21 protein-coding genes are annotated in these 22,351 nt (G+C 62.1%); 10 read left to right on the top strand and 11 right to left on the bottom strand.

The window, feature by feature from the left end; genetic code table 11:
• Window positions 1-42: 42 nt before the first annotated feature.
• From MF606_RS18915 to MF606_RS18965, 11 genes are read right to left on the bottom strand one after another with little or no spacing between them, the layout of a single operon-like run.
• Window positions 43-1,602, bottom strand: coding sequence for an ABC transporter substrate-binding protein (locus tag MF606_RS18915; RefSeq protein ID WP_240230876.1), 1,560 nt, complete (start codon window positions 1,600-1,602; stop codon window positions 43-45).
• A complete protein-coding gene (locus MF606_RS18920; protein WP_240230877.1) occupies window positions 1,599-2,675 on the bottom strand; it encodes a Gfo/Idh/MocA family protein in 1,077 nt (358 codons plus the stop codon). The genes MF606_RS18915 and MF606_RS18920 overlap by 4 nt, the downstream gene beginning before the upstream one ends.
• A complete protein-coding gene (locus MF606_RS18925) occupies window positions 2,672-3,586 on the bottom strand; it encodes an NAD-dependent epimerase/dehydratase family protein (RefSeq protein WP_240230878.1) in 915 nt (304 codons plus the stop codon). The genes MF606_RS18920 and MF606_RS18925 overlap by 4 nt, the downstream gene beginning before the upstream one ends.
• On the bottom strand, window positions 3,583-4,260 hold the full coding sequence (locus MF606_RS18930) for a GntR family transcriptional regulator (RefSeq protein WP_240230879.1): 678 nt from the start codon (window positions 4,258-4,260) through the stop codon (window positions 3,583-3,585). The genes MF606_RS18925 and MF606_RS18930 overlap by 4 nt, the downstream gene beginning before the upstream one ends.
• Window position 4,261: 1 nt before the next feature.
• Entirely contained in the window at window positions 4,262-5,161 is a 900-nt protein-coding gene (locus tag MF606_RS18935; protein WP_240230880.1) for a dihydrodipicolinate synthase family protein, read from the bottom strand.
• Window positions 5,158-5,643, bottom strand: coding sequence for an ureidoglycolate lyase (locus MF606_RS18940; RefSeq protein ID WP_240230881.1), 486 nt, complete (start codon window positions 5,641-5,643; stop codon window positions 5,158-5,160). Before MF606_RS18940 ends, MF606_RS18935 begins: the two co-directional genes overlap by 4 nt.
• A complete protein-coding gene (locus tag MF606_RS18945; RefSeq protein ID WP_240230882.1) occupies window positions 5,640-6,548 on the bottom strand; it encodes a polysaccharide deacetylase family protein in 909 nt (302 codons plus the stop codon). Before MF606_RS18945 ends, MF606_RS18940 begins: the two co-directional genes overlap by 4 nt.
• A gap of 25 nt (window positions 6,549-6,573) precedes the next feature.
• Window positions 6,574-7,575: a succinylglutamate desuccinylase/aspartoacylase family protein gene (locus MF606_RS18950; protein WP_240230883.1), complete on the bottom strand. Its 1,002-nt coding sequence runs from the start codon at window positions 7,573-7,575 to the stop codon at window positions 6,574-6,576.
• A gap of 5 nt (window positions 7,576-7,580) precedes the next feature.
• Window positions 7,581-8,066, bottom strand: coding sequence for a VOC family protein (locus MF606_RS18955; RefSeq protein WP_240230884.1), 486 nt, complete (start codon window positions 8,064-8,066; stop codon window positions 7,581-7,583).
• A 9-nt stretch (window positions 8,067-8,075) separates the two neighbouring features.
• Window positions 8,076-9,272, bottom strand: a complete 1,197-nt coding sequence (locus MF606_RS18960) for a pyridoxal phosphate-dependent aminotransferase (protein WP_240230885.1) — start codon at window positions 9,270-9,272, stop codon at window positions 8,076-8,078.
• 20 nt (window positions 9,273-9,292) lie between these two features.
• Complete coding sequence (locus MF606_RS18965) at window positions 9,293-10,813, bottom strand: carboxypeptidase M32 (RefSeq protein ID WP_275693100.1); 1,521 nt, start codon at window positions 10,811-10,813, stop codon at window positions 9,293-9,295.
• Between the two features lie 195 nt (window positions 10,814-11,008).
• Here MF606_RS18965 and MF606_RS18970 point away from each other — a divergent pair, with 195 nt between their 5' ends.
• Genes MF606_RS18970 through MF606_RS19015 form a run of 10 tightly spaced genes read left to right on the top strand, consistent with a single transcriptional unit; the run spans window position 11,009 to window position 22,335 of the window.
• Window positions 11,009-11,890: a DUF4438 domain-containing protein gene (locus tag MF606_RS18970; RefSeq protein ID WP_240230887.1), complete on the top strand. Its 882-nt coding sequence runs from the start codon at window positions 11,009-11,011 to the stop codon at window positions 11,888-11,890.
• Window positions 11,887-12,765: a DUF4438 domain-containing protein gene (locus tag MF606_RS18975; RefSeq protein ID WP_240230888.1), complete on the top strand. Its 879-nt coding sequence runs from the start codon at window positions 11,887-11,889 to the stop codon at window positions 12,763-12,765. The genes MF606_RS18970 and MF606_RS18975 overlap by 4 nt, the downstream gene beginning before the upstream one ends.
• A 3-nt stretch (window positions 12,766-12,768) precedes the next feature.
• The gene (locus MF606_RS18980) at window positions 12,769-13,851 is read left to right on the top strand and encodes an Ldh family oxidoreductase (RefSeq protein ID WP_275693101.1); all 1,083 of its coding nucleotides are present in this window, start codon (window positions 12,769-12,771) and stop codon (window positions 13,849-13,851) included.
• On the top strand, window positions 13,848-15,029 hold the full coding sequence (locus MF606_RS18985) for a M24 family metallopeptidase (RefSeq protein WP_240230890.1): 1,182 nt from the start codon (window positions 13,848-13,850) through the stop codon (window positions 15,027-15,029). Before MF606_RS18980 ends, MF606_RS18985 begins: the two co-directional genes overlap by 4 nt.
• A gap of 17 nt (window positions 15,030-15,046) precedes the next feature.
• Window positions 15,047-16,276 (top strand): amidohydrolase family protein, encoded by a 1,230-nt coding sequence (locus MF606_RS18990; protein WP_240230891.1) that lies wholly within the window; start codon window positions 15,047-15,049, stop codon window positions 16,274-16,276.
• On the top strand, window positions 16,276-17,457 hold the full coding sequence (locus tag MF606_RS18995) for a pyridoxal phosphate-dependent aminotransferase (RefSeq protein WP_240230892.1): 1,182 nt from the start codon (window positions 16,276-16,278) through the stop codon (window positions 17,455-17,457). The genes MF606_RS18990 and MF606_RS18995 overlap by 1 nt, the downstream gene beginning before the upstream one ends.
• Entirely contained in the window at window positions 17,454-18,881 is a 1,428-nt protein-coding gene (locus MF606_RS19000; protein WP_240230893.1) for a hypothetical protein, read from the top strand. Before MF606_RS18995 ends, MF606_RS19000 begins: the two co-directional genes overlap by 4 nt.
• Window positions 18,881-20,278 (top strand): dihydroorotase, encoded by a 1,398-nt coding sequence (locus MF606_RS19005; protein ID WP_240230894.1) that lies wholly within the window; start codon window positions 18,881-18,883, stop codon window positions 20,276-20,278. The genes MF606_RS19000 and MF606_RS19005 overlap by 1 nt, the downstream gene beginning before the upstream one ends.
• Window positions 20,279-20,308: 30 nt before the next feature.
• Window positions 20,309-21,334 carry an ABC transporter ATP-binding protein gene (locus tag MF606_RS19010; protein ID WP_240230895.1) on the top strand — a complete coding sequence of 342 codons (1,026 nt, stop codon included), beginning with the start codon at window positions 20,309-20,311 and terminating at the stop codon, window positions 21,332-21,334.
• Window positions 21,331-22,335, top strand: a complete 1,005-nt coding sequence (locus MF606_RS19015; RefSeq protein ID WP_420842224.1) for an ABC transporter ATP-binding protein — start codon at window positions 21,331-21,333, stop codon at window positions 22,333-22,335. The genes MF606_RS19010 and MF606_RS19015 overlap by 4 nt, the downstream gene beginning before the upstream one ends.
• Window positions 22,336-22,351 lie beyond the last annotated feature (16 nt).

Here is a 22,351-nt window from a genome sequence, read left to right on the forward strand (position 1 = left end):
TTGGAGGCGGCACGCGGATCGGTGACCCGCGTGCCGGATCGATTAGGGGACGAGACCCACGTCAAAGAGGTAGACCTTCTCGTCGCGACGCGGATGGAAGTCGACGCGGTTGGAAACGCCGTAGAAGTCCGGCTGGAAGTACAGCATCAGCCACGGCGGATCGTTGTAGAAAACCTCAAGCATGCGGTCGATGACGACGCGACGCTCTTCTTCGGTGGTGGCCGCGGCGAGCTCAGGCCAGCCGGAGAACCAGTCAGGGTTCTTCCATTCGGTATAGTTCGTACCGGCATCGACTGCCGACAGGTCGGCCATGTCATAGAGCGCGCTCCAGGTGCCGCCGCCCGAACCGAGGAAGAACATCGGACCCATGTCGTGCTTGGACAGCATGGGCACGTAGACCGAGGCCCACTCCATCAGTTCGACGTTGGTCTTGACCCCGATGTCGTCCAGGTACTGGCCGATAGCCAGAGCGACGTTGGCGTCGTTCAGGTAGCGACCACGTGGGGCCTGGAGCGTGATCTCGAAGCGGGTGCCGTCTTCGCCACGCGGATACCCGGCAGCATCGAGCAGTTCTTCCGCCTTGTCCGGATCATAGGCGTAAGGCGTCAGGTTCGGATTGTCGTTTGGCGGGTTCACCAGGCCGGTGGCCCGCTTGCACTCGAAGCTGAGCAACTGGCTGCAGATGGCCTCGACGTCGACGGCATATTGCAGGGCGACGCGCACGTCGGTCTTCTGGATTGCAGCCCCACCTTCGGAGCCGGTGGCAAAGTCCTCGCGCTGATTGAAGCCGACATAGATGCGGCGAGTCCCCTGCACGCCCTTGACCGTGGCAGTGCCCGAAGCATCAACGGCTTCGATCTGGTCTGGGGAGACGTTGGTGATGATGTCGACATTGCCGGCGATCAGCTCGGCCGAGCGGGTCGAAGCCTCCGGAATGAGGCGCCAGATAATGTTCTGGAACGTGCCCGGATCCTTGATCTTTTCCAGCACGACCTGCGAACCGCGGTCCCAGGATGCAAGGCGATAGGAACCGGAGGCAATGGGCTTTGCCGCCGCATCTTCCAGGCTCATGGCTTCGTAGCTGTCCTTGCAGTGCAGGAACACTTCGGCGATCAGGCCGAAGGAAACCGGGTTCTTCTTCTCGAGGTTGATCTTGACTTCGAGATCGCTGACAGCTTCGGCGCCGGCAAAGCCGATGGACGAGTAGACGAAGCCGGGCGTATTGCCGGTAAAGGCGTTTGCCGGATCGGCGGCGCGATTGAATGAATAGGCGACGTCCTCAGCGGTGAGTGCCTCGCCATCTTCGCAGGTGAGGCCGGGTTTCAGCGTGTAAGTGTAGCTCAGGCCGTCCGGAGCCTCGACGTAGGACTCGGCCATCTGCGGCACGATCTTGCCTTCGGCATCGACCTCATAAAGCGTCCCGAACAGGTGCTTGGCCATGTTCGAGTTGTCGCGGCTGCTGATCGCGGCGGGATCAAAAGTCGACGCGTCGGCGGAAATACCAACCACCAGCGTGTCCGCGGGAGGGGCAGCGAAGGCGGAGGCTGCGGGCAATACAAGCGCAGCAGCCCCTGCCATGAGAAAATTTCTCACGGTGTTCATGGAGACGTCCTTTGTTGTTGTGCAGTTTGATTGGAGAGTGAGCCGATCTCTCGCTTCGCACCCAAGTCGAGATCGGCCGGATCAATCGCTTGACCAAGCTTGGAAGAAAGTACGCAGGCCTGAACCATGCGAAGCGAATTGAGGTGGTCTCGCCCGGAACACAGCAGCGGAGCCGTGCCGCGCAGGGCGTCGACGAAAGCGGCGAGCAACGCTACCGCGTCATTGATCCATTGCTCATAGGGCGGAAGCGGCACGCTGGTGAGCGCGGCGTCGCCATGAAGCGCGTAGTTCAGCTCGCCAAACTGGTCGTTCTGAATCACGACGCCACGGGCGCACTCACTGCGCCACTGGAAGCCCGGCGCCTGCCAGTTTGATTGCCAGAGCCCCTGGTAGTTGACCGTTACGCCATTGGCGAAGGTGATCAGCGCCGAGACGTTGGCGTCATCGCGATACATCGACCAGCTGGGGTTGAACGTCTTGCCGAAGACCTGCACCGGTTCGGACTTGTAGACATAGCGCATGAGGTCGAAATGGTGGATCGACTGCTCCCACAGCATCGGCTGATCCATCGTGAGCGGATACTTGTTGAAGTTGGGCTTCCAGCCGTCGCGCCAGCGTTCGTAGGTGAACCGGGCAAATTCGGGGGCACCCACGGTTTCATCGAACAGCCGGATCGCCTGCTGGGTGACCGGCAGGAAGCGGAAGTTCAACCCAACCATCAGCGGCACGCCGGCGGCTTCAGCCATTTCGACGTAACGAGCGGCAAGTTCGACGCTATCGGCCAAGGGCTTCTCGGCAAGAATGGCGAGCCCCGCCGCGCAAGCGGCTTCCATCTGCGCCTCGCGGCCGCCGGGCGGCGTCGCCAGCAGCACCGCTTCGGCCTCGACCTGGCCCAGCAGGCTGACATCAGCAGCGGCGATGGCATTGGGCCATTGTTCCAGCGCCCGACTGCGGGCCGCTTCGGACGGGTCGACGAGGCCCACTATGGTGCAATCGGGATTCTCGCGAATGACCCGCATCCAAAATTGTGCGCGGGCACCGAGTCCGACGAGAATGATGCGCAATGGATTCATTGCAGCACCTCGGCAAAGTAGGTTTCGGCAATGCCCCGCGCCAGAGGCGTCCAGGCGTGCAGTGCGGCCAGATCAATCCTGTCGCTACGCATTGGCAGCCGCGGGGCCTCGCCGCTCGGCTCGACCCGGATTTCAGCGCCAGACACAACACTGGCGATCGAGTCGGCGAGGTCAATGTTGGAAACAATAGCGCCCGACGTCAGGTGTACGATCCCGGACATGGCTGGCTCGATGCCGAGCAAGGCATCGAGAGCCCGCGGGAGATCTGGCGCAAAGGTCCAGTCACGGGATTCGACGGGCACTTGAACCACGATAGGCTCATCCGCCGCGACGAGGTCCAGCCAGCGGCGGATCTGCGACACGACGCGGCGAGTGGTGCGAGCGATCTCGTAGGGGCCGTATATCGGACCCAGGCGGACCGAAAGCGTGCGCAGCAGCGCGCTGTTTGCAGCACTGGTGGCGTCCTCGCCCGCACGCTTCGCCAGGGCATAGGGCGACGTTGCGGTAGGGATCGTGTTTTCAACGTGAACCGCGTCACCGTCTTCGACAGCAAAAACGCCGGACGACGAAAGGAAAACGAAGCTGGTAGCACCATGCGCTGTAGCAAGCGCGAGAGCGGCGTCCAGCAGGGCGACATTGGCGGCCACATGCTCCGCGTCGCTGAGGCCAAACTCGCGTGGTGGCGTGGTAATGGCAGCGCCGTGAACCACCAGGTCGACCGCAAGGTCCTGCGAAAGAACATCGACGGTCAACGGCGCTTCGAGCAGTTCGGCAGCACGCAGCCTCAGCCGCGTTGTCGGGTCGAACTGCGCGTCCAGCGCGATGACCTTGTCACCCATGGCGAGGAAGCCCTCCGCCATATGCGACCCGACGAAGCCGCCTGCCCCAGTGATGAGAACGGTGCGCGTCACGGTGTCAGTCCCAACTCTTCCGGCGCGATCTGGGACGCCGAGCGCGTGTGGTCGGAGATCAGCGAAATGGCGAGGATCATGTCCCGCTTTTCGATCGCGGCGATGATCGGAGGGTGGTTCTGCGCCACGGCCCGCAGGTCGCGATTTGCACTGTTGCGCAGCGCCATGATCTGCCGGATGCGCAGGTATAGATTGTCCCAGAAGCCCAACATCAGGCCGTGATCCGCCAAGCGGATCAGGCTGCGGTGGAAGGCCTCGTCGGCGACATTGAGCGCTGCCAGGTCGTTCCGCTCGGCGGCCTGAAACATGGCATCGGAGTGGGTGTGGAGTTCCGATACATCGACTTCGCGCTCAATCACCCGACGGATGGCGAAGGCCTCGAACTGCTCGCGGAGGCTGTAGAGCTCTTCCACTTCCTTGAGCGTCAGCGGCTTTACCCGCTTACCCTTGTAGGGCTCGCTCTCGATAAGGCCATCGGCCTCCAGGATCTGGATGGCCTCGCGGACGGGAGCGCGCGAAACGTTGAGTTGTTCGGCAAGAGCCATTTCCACCACAGGGGTGCCGGGCCGCATCGAGCCATTGATGATTGCCTGCCTGATAATGTCGGCAACCGACACGCGCAGTGGGACGCTCTCAATCTTGGTAATCTCTGTAGCCTGGGGCTCCATGACCATCTCAGCGCCCTCCAGCCGATGCTAGCTCGACAGCACGCGCAATCTGGGCGGCGTGGGTATCGGCCAGTTGCACGAAGGGCGGCCGGACAATGGCGTATGCCGCATCGTTATGGCGCTTGGCCGTTGCCGATTTGATGGCGGGGATGAGCGGCAGGCTCTCAAAAATCTTGCGAACTTCGGTCACGCCGGCCGCGATCGCAGACTCCTCCGGCTTGCCCAGAGCGCGCATCAGCGCGACGATATTGCGGGCGTTCACGTTAGCCGATGCGCTGATGCAGCCCGCCCCGCCTGCTGCAACGTTTTGCGGGATCAGCGCTTCGGAGGCCGAGAACGTATCGAGCTCCGGAAACGCCTTGATGACCGCGTGGGTATTGTCCCAGTTGCCGGAGGAATCCTTGAGGCCGACAAAGACCCCGGGATGCTTGGCCAGCAGCCCTTCGATCAGCGTCAGGGTAATGGGAACGCCGGTCATCTGCGGAATATGGTAGAGGTAGATTTTGAGGCGGCTGTCACCAACCGCGTCGATGATCGCCGAGAAGCTGTCGATCAGCCCTTGTTCCGGCACACCCTTGTAATAGAACGGCGGTAGCGCCAGCGTACCAAGCACACCGCGCGAAACGGCATGTTTGGTCAAGGCGATGCTGTCGGGCAGCGCCGCGCAGCCGGTTCCGGGAATAAGGCGCTGGGGAGCGACGCCGGCATCGATCAAGGTGTCGAGCAGGTCGATCCGTTCTGCGACGCTCAGCGAGTTGGCTTCGCTGGTGGTGCCAAATGGCGCCAACCCATCGGCGCCGTCATCAAGCAGGGCCTTGCAATTGATGACGAAGCGATCGCTGTCGATGCTCAGGTCAGCCTTGAACGGCGTAATGGCCGGCACGAACAGTTTTGGGATCCGCATCATGAATTGGGTCCTTGGGAAATCAGTTGAGTGGGTGTGATATCGACGAACACGTCGTCGTCGTTGGCGCCACGCCACATCAGCACGGCAAAGGCGCCCGCGCGGTCCAGCACACTCGCTCCGGCATGCCAGACGCCTTTGGCGTAGACGACGCCAAGATTGCCCGGCAGCAGGAAACTGCGCATGCCCGCCAGATCAGCGGAGCCATCCGACAAAGACGGCGCGACAGTCACAAGGTAGCGGCTGACGTCGAGCGGCAGGAAGCACTGCGCCGCATGGGGATGTCTCTCCAGCTTGGTCACAGTTGCCGGCAGGACAGTCGGCAGCACGTTGTTGACGTGGAAGACCGGCGCCAATCCCTCGCCACCCAACCAGTCGGAGTAAAACTGGCGCTGGCCTGCCGCAACAGGCCGATTGATGAGCGTGCCGAAAGGCGCAAACTCTTCGGCCGTGCACGTATCGGCTATGACGACGCCAGCGGTCATGCGGCCCCTCCCATCGCGGGCATCATGGCCCGCCAGTGGTCGGCTATGTCGCTACGCCCGGCGACCCAGGCGTCATCGCGACCAGCGATGTGGTCCATGAACTTGACCAGACCGGCAATTCGCCCTGGATGGCCGATGATGCGGGGGTGCATGCCCACCGACATCATGCGCGGCGTGGTTCGGCCTTCGGCCGCCAGCACATCGAAGGTGTCGATCAGGAACTGCGCATAATCCGCCGAGTTCTCGATACCGCCGCCAGCCAGCAGCTTGGCGTCGTTGGTGACGAGCGAATACGGGATAACCATGTGCTGGGTGCCATCGACGTCGAGCCAGTAGGGCACGTCGTCATTATAGGCGTCGCAGTCATAGCTATAGCCGCCATGTTCCACGAGGAGGCGACGGGTGTTCTCGCTGGGGCTGTACCGGCAATACCAGCCCTGCGGGGCGCGACCCACGGTCCGCTGGATGCTCTCGTGGGCCTTGGCGATGTGCTCGCGCTCGGTGGCTTCATCGAGATGGTAGTGCTCCACCCAGCGATAGCCATGGGCGACGATGTCCCAGTCGGTCTCGGCAATAGCGCGGGCGACTTCCGCATTGTGCTCCAGGGCCGCGGCGGCCGCAAAAACCGTCAGCGGCACCTTGCGGTCCTGAAACAGGCGGGCAATGCGCCAGAAGCCCACCCGCGCGCCGTATTCGTACATGCTCTCCGCGGCGAGATCCCTGCTGCCCGCGGGGACGCGGGCAGCGTTGACTTCGATCAATGCGGTCTCGGAGCGCCCATCGCCATTGGCGATCGAGTACTCGGAGCCTTCCTCGTAATTGAGCACGAAGTTGACCGCGACGCTGGCATTGTTGGGCCAGCGGATGGTCGGCGGTCGGTCTGCGTAGCCAACGAAGTCGCGCATCTGTATGTCCCCTGTGCCGGCCGCCTCACGGCGTCCAGGCACGCGGTCCTTCCACCTTGTTGAAGAAGCAGCACCAGTCGCCGGTGTTCACATTCGGCAAGGCACGGAGGCCAAAGAACATGCCGTCTGCCGGAGCAACCAGGTGGGCCAGCTCATCGCCAAAGATGTTGATGATCTTGGCGAGGCTATCGCCCTTCTTCATCGGCTTGAGAAAATCGACGCCCGGCGTTGGCACGAAAATGCCCGAAGCCGGTGCAAGCAGTGCTTCCTGCTGACCCTTGGTGGCATCGGTCGGATAGGTCGGGGTGCCCGGGTACATCTTATAGTGGCGCAGGATGTTGAGGATGGAGTCCGCCAGGTCGCGCGCGACCTGGGCAAATTTCTCGGGCGAAGTTGCCGAGCGGCCGCCCAGCTCGACGGTGATGCCGGTCTTGCCGATCTCCTTCATCTGAGCCATCGGACTGCCTTTGGGCAGGAAGTTGCTCATGATGCAGCCCCAGCCCTCCCCCATCGCCATGGCCAGCTCGACGGACTCGGGCGTCTCGTCCACGAAAATCGCCTTGGCCAGGAATGAATGAGCGCCGCCGGAATGGATCGAGATTTCGATGTCGGCGACCTTGCTCATCCATTCGGAATGCGCAAAGGCGACGCGTTCGCTGAGATAGCCGTTGGCGCGGCCGGGGTAGATGCGGTTCATGTCAAACGAGAAGGTGTCGAGCGGATTGCCACGATTGGCGTTCTCGAACGCCATGACGTTGAGCACGGGCACCATGACCAGGGTTCCGGCAAGCTGCGCCGGATCGACTTCCTTGAGTGCGATGGCGCAGGCCATCGGTCCCTCGGGCTCGTCGCCATGAATGGCGCCGTCCACCCAGAAAACCGGACCCGGTTTGGCGCCGTTGACGACCACCAGTGGAATTTCGACCTTGGTGCCGCCCGCCAGTTCAGTAACCGGGATTGCGCCGCGCACGATGGTTCCGGGTGCAGCGACGGCGGTCCCGACGGTAATGGTTTTAGCTTCGGACATGCTGCCTAGATTCCCTTGAAGGCGTTGTACTTTTGGAGTTCTTCAGGCGTGTAGACCTGCATGAACTCGATCTCGATACCGCCGGCATCGTTGTCGAGGAAGGCAACGTAGCCTTCGGGATGGGGGTGGGAGCCATAGACGCCGCAGGCCTGGCAGATCCGCAGGTCGGCGCCCTGCTGCTTGGCGTGATCGAGCGCCTGATCGATGTTGTCGACCTCGTAGCAGATGTGGTGCAGCCCCTCGGCCCCGCGCTGCTTGATCCAGGCGTCGAAGCGGCCGCCGGCTTCCATGGACTGGCACAGCTGGTACTCGATGCCGCCCAGGTTGAAGAGCGCGACGCGGTTCTTGGACTTGGGGAAATCGGTGATGGTCGTGTCGGCCGGCACATCAAGGAACTTCGCGTAAGTGCCTAGGGCTTGCGCGGCATCGCGCACGGCGAAGGCCATGTGCTTGATCGACTTGACGTTGGGATTGTCTGATTTGACGGACATAATATCTCCTTAGGCTGCCGGCGCGTTGCGCTCGGCGCGGATGGTGTTGACGACGGATTGGATGCGAACCATGGCCTCGCGGATGCGGTCGACCGGCTGCGTGAGCGACATGCGAACGAAGTCGTCCGTGTAGTCGCCATAGACGGTGCCGGGGTACATCAGCACCCTGCCCTCAGCGAGCATGCGCTCGCAGAACACGCTGGCGGGAACGCCGATCGCGGCGACGTTGGCGTAAACGTAGAAGGCACCCTGCGGCTCGGCATAAGGAATGCGCAGTGCGTCCAGACCTTCGCACAGGGCCTTTCGCCGCTCGTCGTAGGTGAGCCGCATTTGCTCGACGCAGTCCTGGGGACCGGTCAGCGCCGCGAGCGCGGCATGCTGGCTGACGGACGCGACCGAGATAGCGAAGGCGTGGTTGATCTCCGCCATTGCCACGATCAGCTCGCGCGGGCCGGCGAAATAGCCGATGCGCCAGCCCGTCATGGCGTAGGCCTTGGAGAAGCCCGATAGAGTAATAGTACGCTCGCGCATTCCCGGCAGTGACGCTACCGGCTGGATACGCTGGTTGCCGTAAGTCAGGCGCGCATAGATCTCGTCGGAAATGACGATCAGATCGTGCTCGATGGCCAGCTTGGCAATCTTCTCCACTTCGTCGGGCGCGGTCACCGTGCCCGTCGGGTTGTTGGGGTTGATCAGCACCAAGACCTTGGACTTGGGCGTGATGGCCGCCTTGACCATGTCGGCGGTGAGCGTGAAGTTGGTTTCCATGCTCATGCGGATGTTGACGACCGTGGCCTCCGCCATTTCGGCGGCCTGACCGTATGGATTGTAGCCCGGGCACGGGACGAGGATTTCGTCGCCAGGATTGAGCAGCGCCAGGGCGATGACGAACATGGCGTGCTGGCCGCCAGGGGTGACCACGATCTCATCGAGCGCGTAGTCGGCGCCGCCATGGGTCTTGATGTTCTCGGCAATAGCCTTGCGCAATGCGGGCAGACCGAGCGGATGGCCATAGTGGGTCTCGCCGCGCGCCAGCGCATCCCGGCCCGCCTCGACGATATGGGCGGGCGTATCGAGGTCCGGGTCGCCCCGACCAAGCTTGATGACGTCGGTTAGTCCCTCGGCAATATCAGCCATGCGGGTGATGATGTGTGCGTCCTTGAGTTTGACGCGGTCCGCCAATCGGTTGGCGTGTAATTCAGACATTTGCATAAGCCTCTCCTCCCCTAGAGGTTGTAAAGTTCGCTGTATTTTGCGGTGAGGTGGGCGATATAGGGCTCTGGATCGAGCTTGCGGCCCGTTGCCTTGACCAGCAGTTCGTCGCGCATGTAGCGACGACCGTGCTGGTGGACATTCTCAATCATGTACGCACGCAGCGGCTCGTAATCGCCGGTGGACAGGCCATTGGCGATGGCGGCGTCCTTGCTGGCCGTCTCGAACAGCTGGCCGGCCATCACATTGCCGATGGTATAGTTGCAAAAGGTACCGATCTGGCCCGAAGACCAGTGAACGTCCTGCAGCACCCCGTTGGCGTCGTTTGGCACGTCGAGACCCAGGTATTCCTTGATCTTGGCGTTCCAAACCTCCGGCAGGTCCTTTACCGCCAGCGAACCGTCGATGAGGCCAGCCTCGATGTCGGTGCGCAGCATGACGTGGAAGTCGTAGGTCAGCTCATCGGCTTCGACGCGGATAAAGCCTGGCTTGCACCGGTTGACCGCACGGAAGAACTCTTCCGCCGTCACGTCCGATAACTGGTCTGGATAGAATTTCTGGGCTTCGGGGAAGTTCACCTCCCAGAATTCGCGGCTCCGCCCGACGTGGTTTTCCCACAGGCGCGACTGCGACTCGTGCGCACCGAAGCTGACGCCGCCGACCGCATAGAGACCGACCAGATCGGTAGCGAAGGGTGTCCGGGTATAGGCAGGATTGACGCCTTGTTCGTAGAGGGCGTGACCCGCTTCATGCAGCGCCCCGAAGAGGCTGGCTGCCATGTAGTTGGGGTTGAAGCGGGTGGTGATGCGTACGTCATTGCGCGTGAACGACACCTCGAACGGATGCAGCGTGGTATCGAGGCGCCCGCGATTGAGGTCGTAGCCAACCTTCTGCGACATCGCCAAGGCAAACGCGTGCTGCTGGTCGACAGGATAGTGGCGTTCCAGGAAGTCGAATCGCGGCTGCTCTCTTTCCCCGATTGCTTTGACCAGCGGCATGAGCGCTTCGCGTAGGCGGGCAAAGAGGGGCTTGAGACTGGCGACCGTTTCGCCCGGTTCGAAGCGATACATCAACGCGTCATAGGGATGGGCGCTGTAGCCAATGCACTCGGCCATTTCGCGATTGAGCGCGACCGTCTGCTCGAGGATCGGGATGAACTGGCTGAAGTCGCTCTCTGCGCGCGCCTTGGCCCAGACGGCATGACCGTTGGAGCCCAGCTCCGCTCGCTTGCGAGTAAGTTCGGCGGGAATGGCCAGGTGATAGTCGATGGCTTCACGCACCTGGGCAACCATGACTTTTTCCACAGCGCCGTCGGGCAGGGCGGCAACTTCCGCCTCGGCCTTGTCGAGCTGGCTGCGGGTTTCGGTAGAAACGAGAAGGTCCCGCGTCAAAACCGACAGCGTCGCCAACTGCTTGCCGCGCGTCTCATGACCGCCATGCGGCATCATGGTGCGAGCATCCCAGCTCAGGATCGACTGCGTGTTGAGAAGGTCGTTCACCTTGCCCACACTTTCCATAAGCTGCGCGTAACTCATTGGCCTGGCTAACTTTCCTCTTTGTGCGACAGTTTTTGCCGCTTCGTTGATCGGGTGCCTTGACGACGCCCATTCCGTATGCACATTTGTCGTTTATCAGATTGTCGACAATCTAACGAACTAACTTTGGACAGGGAATGTCGTGGTTGTCAAGCGATGCGAAACGGGGCGTCAGAAAATAGTGGGACCGCAAAAATGAGCACCGATCTCGGGGCGATGACCTCGAATTCCGAGGCCCTTGTGGCCATGGCCGTATGCGGCTTTGTCAGCACCCCGAGCCTGCGTCCGGGCCATTACACGCACTATCCCGATGGGAAGGGCGTGATCCTGCCCGGCATGTTTGGCGTGACCTACAATGCCCATGTCGGCGACCGCGCCTTCGGTTGGGCAGGCGACCATGTCGAGCCCGGCGTCTCTATCGCCCACCCGGACGAAAAGTCCGACATGGCGCTGCATTACCTGAGCTGTGTCGGCAATGAAGCGACCGTCATGACGGGCCTTGCCAAGGGCGCCAAAGGCGTGGTGACCGGAGAACACGCCCGCCTGCTGGTGGCGTTCTCCCCCGAAGTGGACGAACTGCTGAACATCGGCGACCAGATCCAGATTGAAGCTGTCGGCCGCGGCATTGCCCTCGATGATTTTCCTCTTGTCGAATTCAAGAAGACCAGCCCGAAGCTGCTCCAGGCACTGCGCCTGACCCGAACCGCCAATGGGGCGCTGAAGCTACCTGTGGCGATCGAACTCCCCATCGAGATCATGGGTTCGGGCGCCGAGCTCAATTCGGAATATGTCGATCAGGATCTGATGAGCGGCGACCGCCAGCTGATGGCGGACCTCGGAGTCGACCAGATGCGGCTCGGGGACATCATCGCCATCCGCCATGCCGACCATCACTTTGGCCGATCCTATCGCGAGGGCGCCGTTTCGATCGCCATCTGCATCCATGGCGACTCGATCATGACCGGCCACGGCCCCGGCATCATGACGATCATGAGCTGCGCAGAAGGCGGGATCGAGTTCGAGCTCGATCCGACCGCCAATATTTCCAACTACTTCCAGATCGGAGCCGCCAAATGACCGTCAGTTTCAACGAAGCCGATCTCGTTGCCGTTTCGGTCGGTGGCGTCATTGCTCATCCCGGCTTTCCCGGCCTGCCGGCCGAACCATATCGCCTTGCTGCAGACGGCACGCCCTTCCTGCTGCCCGCATGGGGCGGCATCGTCTACAATGTGTCGGTGGGCGATCGCGCCTTTGGCTGGGCTGCCGACTGCATCCACCCGGGCGTTTCGATCCGCGGCACCGACGACCTGAAGAATCGTGGCCTCAACGTCTTCGCTTGCCTGGGCAATACCGCGACGGTGATGACCGGCCAGGCGCAGGGCGCCAAGGGCGTGGTGACGGGCAAGTCCGGCCGCTTTTCCGAGCAGGTGATCATCCACTTCCCGAAAGAAATGCGGAGGAAGATGGCCGTTGGCGACCAGATACTGGTCAAATCCCATGGCACCGGCATCAGCATCGCAGGCCACGAAGCCATCAGCTGCAAGGGCCTGTCGCCTGATCTGTTGAAGGTGCTGCCCCACAAGGTTGAGGATGGCGTGCTGAAGTTTGGCACGGTTGCGACGGTGCCCGCCTTCCTCGTCGGCGCAGGCGCTGGCCTGACCAGCGAGGGCGGCAGTCTGCACATGCAGTCCACCGATTGGGCGGCGCTTGAGGAAGCCGGTCTGGACCAGCTCAAGCTGGGCGACATCGTGGCGATCGAGAACACTGACAGCCGCTACAACCACGGTTACCTGCGCGGGGCGATGAGCATTGGCATCGTTGGCCAGACCGACGGGCCTCGCTCCGGCTACGGCCCTGGCATGACGGTGATCATGACCGCTCCAATGGGCGAACTTGGCGCCTATACGGACGCCTCCGCCAATATCGCCGCGCTTCTCAAGCTCGAGGCATAGCAAATGGCGATCACGCTGACGAATGTTGAACGGTCCAGCTTGGAACGCTTTATGGCGGAGGGATTCGAAGCCCTTGGCCTGCCGGGCGAAGACGCCCGCCTCTTCGCCGACGCTCTGATTTTCTCAGAGCTCCGCTTTCATCCCGGCCACGGCCAGGGCGTGCGGCGGCTTCGGCGCTACCAGGAGCGCATCGGCGAAAAGCTGGTGGACCCGCGCGCCCAATTCGAAGTCATCAAGCAGAGCCCGGCTTTGGCATTGGTCGATGCCCATAACGGCATCGGCACGGTCGCCGCGGCCAAGGCGATGAAACTGGCGATCGAGAAGGCGAAGGTCTCCGGCATCGGCCAGGTCATAGTCCGCAACTCGACCCATTACGGTTCGTCGGCCGTCCATGCCTGCCAGGCCATGGAAGCAGGCTGCATCGGCATTGCCTATACCAATGCCGGCCCGGAGATGGCGCCATGGGGAGGACGTGAAGGCGCTGTTGGCACCAATCCCTGGGGCATCGCCGCTCCCACCAATCTCGGCTTCCCGGCCGTAATGGACTTTGCGCTGACCACCGCCGGCAAGGGCATGATGCTGTGGCACTCGCGCGAGGGCAAAAAGATGCCGCTCGATTGGGCGCTGACCCCCGACGGCGAAATCACCGACGATCCGGATGCTGCCATGAAGGGTCCGCTGCTGGGTATCGGCGAATACAAGGGCTACGGTCTCGCTTTCATGACGGACGTGTTGACCGGCGTTATTGGCGGCGGCGGCTTCGGGCTTACACCCTACGCCAACCAGGCCAAGCTCGACGTGTCCCACAGCCTCACCGCGATCGATATCGAGTGGTTCATGCCACTCGACGAGTTCAAGGCGCGGATGGGCGAGTTTTCGCAGATGGTGAAGTCCCGCCAGACGCGTCCCGGTTTCTCGGAAATCCTCATTCCCGGGGAACAGGAAGCGCGTCGCGTTGCCAAGAAGTCCGCCGGCGGCGTTCCGCTGGATGATGAGGTCTTGGAGGACCTGCAGGCCCTTGGTCGCGAGCTGGGCCTCAAGTCCGAGATTGGCGTGCTTGATCGATATCAGGAGGATCGGCTGTGATCCTCGCTTCGCCCACCGTCAGGCCGGTCACGCCGCTCGGGACTGCATTCCGACAGTCCGTGCGCGACGCCCTGCGCAAAAGCGCAGCGGCCAGGGGCCTCGACGGCGTGCTGTTACTGTCCCCTGCCAATGTCTTTTACGCCTGTGGCTTCAATTTCTCGGTCAACGAGCGCCCGATCGGCCTTTATGTACCGGTGGAGGGCGAGGCAAAGCTCTACATACCCCTGCTTGAGCTTGAGAATGCCGAGCCGGTCGACGGCGTTGAGCTTGGCATCTACGAGGAATTCCCCGGGCTTGTGCATCCGGTCGTCTGGATGCTTGACCAGGCCAAGGCCCGCCGTGTTGCCATCGACGTGCTGGATGCCCGCCAGTTGGATCCGCTCCGGACACTGCTCGACGAGGTCCTGCTCGAAGACCTGGCATTGCCACTCCGCTTCATCAAGACCGAGGCCGAGCTCGAGCTGACACGCATAGCCGCTGGCTATGCCGACCTCTGCCTCGCGCGCCTACATTCGGAAGCAGGCAACATCATCAGCCAGGGTGGCAGCGAACTCGATTTGCTGGCCGACTGTACCGGTTTCGCGCTTGCGGCGTTGAAGCGCGATTACGGCCTGGCCTTTGCCGGCACCAAGCTGGGCATATCGGCTTCAGTTCATTCGGGCCCGCGCGCTGCCCTGCCGCATGGCTCGACCAGCTCGCGTCGGCCGCAAGTCGGAGACACCCTGATCTCCGGGGTCGGCGCGAGCCTGGGCGGCTACCACGCGGAAAGCGGCGCCACGCTGATCGTCGGCGACGTCAGCGCCGAACAGCGCCGCGTGATGATCGCGATGGAAGCCTGCAACGACGCCGGTGTTGGCGCCCTGAAGCCGGGGAGTCGGTGCCAGGACGTGAACGAGGCGGCACTCGACGCCCTTCGGCAGGCGGACCTCGGCGACACAATCCGTCATCGGATTGGCCATGGCATGGGCCTGGAAGGGCACGAAGCCCCCTGGCTCGCTCCGGGCGACATGACCGAAGTGCTGCCCGGCATGGTCTTTTCCAATGAACCGGGCGTCTACCGCCCTGGCCTCGACGGCTTCCGCACCATCAACACCATGCTGGTCCATCCCGATCACGTGGAAATTCCCAGCCGCTTTCTTGCGACAACTCCCATCGATCAGCGCGCAATCGCGCTCTAGCACCGAGAGACAAGATCATGCCCGAACCCGCTGCCTGGCACTATACCAAGATCACCAAGCCCATGTTCGACCTCAAGCCGGTCGATCAGATCCTGCTGGGGCGCGTCATCACCGCCAAGGGTGACGAGATCATCGAGGATGGCTTCGTCGAAGTCATCAGCGGCAAGATCACCCGCGTCGGCACGCGTGCCGAAATCGGCACGCCGACGGTCACTGTCACCGACACCGGTGGCAAGACCATTATGCCCGGCCTGATCCAGTCGCACGGCCACCTTTCGTGGGATGGGGTGCACGAGCTGAGCTGGCAGTCCATGTATGACAGCCCCGAAATCCGCGCCTACAAGGCGGCGGGTAATATGCTCAAGTCCCTGCGCGCCGGCGTGACGCTGGTGCGCGATCTCGGCGTCCACAATTCCAACCTCTTCACCAAGCAGGCCGTAGCGCAGGGATTTTTCCCGGGCCCGCGCCTGCTGGTGTCGGGCGAGAGCATCATCCAGACCGGCGGACACACCTATTGGGTATGTCGCGAAGCGTCTGGCGCCGATGAAATGCGCCGTGCGGTGCGTGACCAGGTCAAAGGCGGCGCGGATCTCATCAAGATCATGGCGTGCCACGACACGCTCGAGTTTACGGACGCCGAACTTGAAGCCGTCATCGACGAGGCTCATCGCAATCGCCTGCCGATAACGGCCCATGCCACCTACGACGCCTGCATCAAGCGCGTCGTGGAGTTCGGCGTCGATTGCGTCGAGCATGGCGGCGCCATGAGCGATGCCACCATCCAGTTATTGCTCGACAAGAAGGTGCCGATCGTTACGACGTTCTCCGCCCTGGTGATGCAGGCTAAGCCTGAGATCGCTCGCGCGTTTGGCATTCCAGAGTGGAAGATCGCCGAACGTCAAAAAGCGGTGGCCGACAAGTCGCGCTTCGATGGTCTGGTGCGGGCTGCCAGAGCAGGCGTTCCGATCGTATTCGGTACCGATGCCGGCAGTCCGGCCGTCGAACACAACGTCATCGCCCCCGAGCTCGACTTCATGGTCGAGGTCGGCGTCTGCACCGACCGTATGGACGCCCTGCGCGCTATTACGATCCGCGCGGCACAGCTATCCAAGATGGACCACAGGATCGGCACGGTCGAAGCCGGCAAGGAAGCCGACCTGATCGTTGTCGACGGCAAACCCGACGAGGATTTGTTCGCGCTTGAGCGCGTGCAGATGACCTTCATCGCTGGGAAGAGGATGCACTGATGAGCGTTATCGCTGACAAGCTGACCGGCCGCATCGTCGAGGAAGACGGTTCATTCCGCACCAGGATGCTGGCCATCGCCGCCACGCTGCCAAGCGTCATCGCCATGGGCCGCGGCGACCCGGACTTCCACACGCCGGCCCACATCACCGCTGCCGCCAAGAAGGCGATCGATGATAACCAGCACCACTATACCGGTCCCACCGGTTTGCCACAGTTGCGCACAGCGATCGCGGCGGACCTCAAGAAGGAATACGGCCTGGACTATGGCGCCGACGACATCGTCGTCACCGCCGGCGTGCAGGAATCCATCACGCTGATCATGCTGGCGCTGATCAATCCCGGCGATGAGGTGCTGATCACCTCCCCCCGGTTCACCACCTATGACACGGCCGTCGGCCTTGCGGGTGGCGTCCCGGTGCCCGTCCCAACCTTCCAGAAGGACGATTTTGCCCTCGATATCGGCGAGATCGAAAAGCGCATCACTGCCAAGACCAAGATGTTCGTGCTGGTCTCGCCCAACAACCCTACCGGCGCCGTCACGCCGCCCGATGTTATCCGCAAGATCGCCGAGCTGGCGATCAAGCACGACATCCTGATTATCTCCGACGAGATCTACGCCAAGATCATCTACGAGGGTAACGAGCACCTTTCCATTGCCACCCTGCCCGGCATGAAAGAGCGCACGATCACGCTCAATGGCTTCTCCAAGACCTATGCCATGACCGGCTGGCGTGTTGGTTACCTGGCCGCTCCCGCCGACTTCGTCACCAAGGTGACCGAGGTTCGCCACACCCTCTCGATCAACACCTGCACCATCTCCCAATATGCCGCGCTGGCTGCCGTTACGGGGCCGCACGAACCGATCCAGGCGATGATCGACGAATACGCCCAGCGCCGGGCCTTTCTGCTGCCGGCGCTCGACGAAATGGGCCTGACCTATGGCAATCCTGGCGGTGCTTTCTACGTCTATATCAATGTCTCGGGCACCGGCATGAGCACGCCAGACTTCTGCGAGCGGCTATTGCGCGAAACCGGCGTCATGCTCTTTCCCGGCACCATGTTCGGCGACCATGATCCGAGCTACATCCGGATGTCATTCCTGCAGCCGCTGCCGCTGATCAAGGAAGCGGTCGAACGCATGAAGGGCTTCATTGCCAAGCATGGAAAGGCTGCGGCATGACCCAAAAGCCTAATCCGGCCGAGAAGTTCGTGGGCATCCAGGTCAGCCCGATCAACTTCATTGACGAAGGTGTCGATACTGTCCTCGATATTCTCAAGGATCGCGTCGGCGTCAACGTGCTGATGCTGGGGACGGTCTCCTGGCTCGGCCTCAAGACCGGCCGCTCGATCTCCTACAAGCTCGATGGCTGGCCCGACCATGGCGTTCCGGAACCCTTCGCGATGAAGGGCGGCGCCTATTTCAAGCCCGATCCAGCATACTATTCCGGCACATTCATCAAGGACTATCGCGCCAACGACCCGGAGTTCGAGGGCAAGGACATCCTCGACATGGTGATCCAGCCGGCGCATGACCGCGGCATGAAGGTCTTCATCGAGCTGATGGAGCCCTTCTTCAAATACACCGGGCACGGCTCAACCAACACGGTCGATATCCCCAACCTGGCCCAAGCCATGGAGGTCGACATCTTTGGCCGCCTCGGCAGTGATCCCTCGACCAGCCACCCCGACTATCGCAACTGGATCCTCTCAATGGTCGAGGATCAGGTGCGCAACTACGACATCGACGGTGTCATGTGGTGCAACGAGCGCAACTCTCCGCTCGACACCCTGATCCAGGGTGGCGCGCCGGGGGATTTCTCCACCCATGCCCGCAGGGAGGCCATGGAGCGCGGCATCGACGTCGAAGCCTGCCGTCGTGCGCTGCTCAACCTCTATGACTTCATGCAGGAAGCGTCATCGGGCAAGGAATTTGTCGACGGCGCCTTCATCACCTTCATCCGCACCCTTTTGGCCAACCCAGAAGCACTGATCTGGGAAAAGTTCTGGCTCGAGCGCAACAAAGACCTGGATCGGGAACTCTATGGTTTGGTGAAATGGTGCAAGCCGGGTATGAGCTTCGGGCTCAATGTCTGGAACCGCAATCATTTCAACATCTTCCGGCGCGCTCAATGGCCGTGGGAAGAGCAGACCATGTATGCCGACTGGGTCAAGCCGATCACGTATCAACACCAGGCTGGCGAGGTCTTCACTAAGGAACTGAGCTTCTTCCAGAAGACCATCCTGCGCGACTTCTCGCCCGATGAGGCGACGGCTGTCCTCTATCGCGTGCTCGGGCTTAACGAGGCGCCTTATGACGATGTCATCGCGGCCGGCATGGACCCCGACACCTATGTCTTCGGCCAGTGCCTGGATGCGGTCAAAGGCGTCAACGGCAAGGCAAAGGTGTTCATGGGCCTCGGAGTAGACGCCCCGCGCACCAAAGCGGATACGGCCAAGATGACGCCGGACATTGCCTATCGCTCGGTCATGGCGACCTATCGCGCCGGCGGACACGGTGTGGTGCTCGCGCCCAACTATGCCAGCATGCACCTGACCAATCTGGATGGTGTCGCCAAGGCCTTGACGGAATTGGGGCTCAAGTAGTGGCCGAGTACGACACCATAATCCGCAACGCGATCGTCATGGCGCCGAGTGGGGCGCAGCCTCTTGACGTGGCGATTTCCGATCGGCGGATTGCAGCTTTGCTTCCGCGCCGTGAAGGCATTGCCAGGCAAGCCATCGATGCGTCGGGCAAGCACCTCTTGCCCGGCGCCATCGATATTCATTTTCACATCCGGGCGCCCGCCTACCCCGATCGCGGCACGGTCGACAGCGAGACGCGCGCCGCCGCCGCCGGAGGCATCACGACCCTCTTCGAAATGCCCATTTCCAAGCCCTGCTGTAACACAGCGGAGCGTGTAGAAATCCGGCGCGCACATTTCGCCGAACACGCGCATATCAACTTCGGGCTTTACGCTGCTCCTGGCGATCTTACTGAAGCCAGCGTGGCGGCCATGGCGGCTGCCGGCATCGTCGGGTTCAAGATCTTCACGACGCCGGCCCCGGAGGGCCGAGACGACGAATTCTTCGGCCTGTCCTTCCCCGATGAAGCGGACCAGATGCGCGCCCTCAAAGCCGCAGCCGCCACCGGTCTGCCGATCGTGGTTCATGCTGAGAGCGCTCAGTTGCTGGCCCGGGCCGAGGCCGACCTTGAGGGCACGGATTTGGGCAATATCGATGCTCACCTCGCCTCGCGCCCTGCCATCTGCGAGGCCGTTGCCGTGGCAAAGCTCCTGACCATGAATATCGAGGCGCGCGCAAAGCTGCACATCGCCCATGTCACTAGCGCGCTGACGGTATCGGTGCTGCGCCGCTTTGCAGGGACTTCGGACTTCAGCGCCGAGACGTGCCCGCATTACTTGCTGCGGACCCACGATGACGTCCGCTCTGCAGGTGTATTCGCCAAGATCAATCCGCCAGTCCGCCTAAAGGCGGATCAGGACGCGCTCTGGCAAGCCATTGCGGATGGCGTCATCACGCATGTCACCACCGATCACGCGGCGTTCTCCCGGGCCGAGAAGTTGGCGGGGTCAAAGAACATGGTCACTGCCCCTCCGGGCAGCCCAGGCTCGGAAATACTCGTCCCCGGAATGCTCGACGCCGCCGCCAGGGGCCGGATTACCCTTGAGCAGGTCGTGGCCTTGCTCAGCGGCAATGCCGCCGACCGTTTCGGGCTGCCGAACAAGGGCCGCATAGAGGTGGGCGCCGACGCCGATCTCATTCTCGTCGATCTCGACGGTAAGACCAGCATCGGTCCCGATACCCTTCTGACCTTTGCGCGGGATGTCGCTCAACTCTACTACGGCGCCGAATTCTCAGGGCGTGTCACCCGAACCATTGTCGGCGGCCAAACGGTTTATGACGGCGCTGTGCAAAGTCACCCGGGCTGGGGGGCCTATGTTCGTCCCGCTGGCCGCTCCACTACCGAAACCACGTCCTGAATGCCTGTCCTATTGCCGTCGGAGGCCCAAATGACCCAGACGCCCGTCAATGAACCACCGTTGCTCGAGGTGGATGACCTGCAGACCTCGTTCATCGTCGGCGAAGGCCAGGATGTGCGTGCAGTTGACGGCGTCAATTTCGTCGTGCGGGCCGGCGAGACGCTCGCGATCGTGGGAGAATCGGGATCCGGAAAATCGGTCACCAGCCTGTCCATCATGCGACTGCTGCCAAAGAAGGTCGGCCGCATTTCACGCGGCACCATCCGCCTCCGTGGCAAGGACCTGGTGACCTTGTCGGACCGCGAAATGCGCGCCGTGCGTGGCAACGACATCGGGATGATCTTCCAGGAACCGATGACCAGCCTCAACCCGGTTCACACCATCGGCGCCCAGATCGCCGAAGTGGTGAAGCAGCACGACAAGCTCAACAAGGCCGATGCGCACAAGCGGGCCGTCGAAATGCTGGAGCTGGTTGGTATTCCAGAACCCGACCGGCGGGCTAACCAATACCCCCACCAGATGAGTGGCGGCATGCGGCAGCGCGCCATGATCGCCATGGCCCTGGCCTGCGAGCCGAGCGTTTTGATTGCCGACGAACCGACGACGGCCCTCGACGTGACCATCCAGGCGCAAATCCTCGATCTGATGCGCAACCTGCAGAAGAAGATGGGCATGGCCATCGTCTTCATCACCCACGACCTGGGCGTGGTGGCCGAAATGGCCAACCGCGTCGTGGTGATGTATGCCGGCCAGGTGGTCGAAACCGGAACGGTCGAAGAAATCTTCACCCGTCCGCTGATGCCGTACACCGCGGGCCTGATGCAATCCATTCCGCGCATGGGCGAGTCCGAGAACAAGGGCCGTCTGCAGACGATCCCCGGCTACGTGCCGCTTCTCACCAAACTACCGAGCGGCTGCCGCTTCCGCACGCGCTGCGCCTTCGCCGATGAGCGTTGCGCGGCCGCGGAACCACCGCTCGAAACGCTCGAAAGCGGCCGCAGCGTGCGCTGCATTCGCTGGCAAGAACTCGAACTCAAGACGAAAGCCACGGCATGACCGACACACCTGACATGGCAAATGCGGAGCCGCGTGACGTACTGCTCAAGGTCTCGGACCTCCGGAAGTACTTCCCTATCCGCGGTGGTATGCTCCGTCGCGTCGTCAACAATATCAAGGCGATCGACGACGTCAGCTTCGACATCAGGCGCGGCGAAGTGGTTGGACTGGTGGGAGAGTCTGGCTCGGGCAAGACCACTGTCGGGCGCACAATCCTCCGCCTGCTCGAACCAACGTCCGGCCTCATCGAGTTCGACGGGGTCGATATCGGCCGCTTGCCCAAGGATGAGATGCGCCGCCACCGCAAGCGGATGCAGATCGTGTTCCAGGACCCGTACGCAAGCCTCAACCCCCGCGAAAAGATCCGCACCGTTCTGGGTCACGCTCTGGCCGTTCACAATGTCGGTACGTCCGCAGATCGCGAACAGCGTATCGTGGAGCTGCTGGAACAGGTGGGCCTGAGTGGCGACTATCTCGATCGCTTCCCACACGAGTTTTCAGGCGGCCAGCGCCAGCGCATCGGCATTGCTCGCGCCCTGGCCGTCGAACCGGACTTCATCGTGGCCGACGAGCCGGTTTCTGCGCTCGACGTCTCGATCCAGGCCCAGGTGGTCAACCTGCTGGATGATCTGAAGGCCAAGTTCAACCTGACAATGCTGTTCATCGCCCACGATCTGGCGGTGGTCGAGCATATCAGCGATCGGGTCATCGTGATGTATCTGGGGCGCATCATGGAAATTGCGCCGACGCGCAAGCTCTATCGCTCCCCCAATCATCCCTACACCAAGGCCCTCCTGTCGGCCGTGCCCAGCCCGGATATTCATGCCCGAAAGGAACGAATCATTCTGACTGGCGACATTCCGAGCCCGATCAACCCACCCTCCGGATGCGTGTTCCGTACCCGCTGCCCATCGGCAATTCCTGACTGCGCCAAGGTGGTACCCCAGCTCAAGGAAGTCTCGCCCGGCCAGTTCAGTGCCTGTATCCGCACCGCCCCATAACCTGCCGACCAGGACC

This window comes from Devosia lacusdianchii (assembly GCF_022429625.1).
In the GTDB taxonomy this organism is placed as follows: domain Bacteria; phylum Pseudomonadota; class Alphaproteobacteria; order Rhizobiales; family Devosiaceae; genus Devosia; species Devosia lacusdianchii.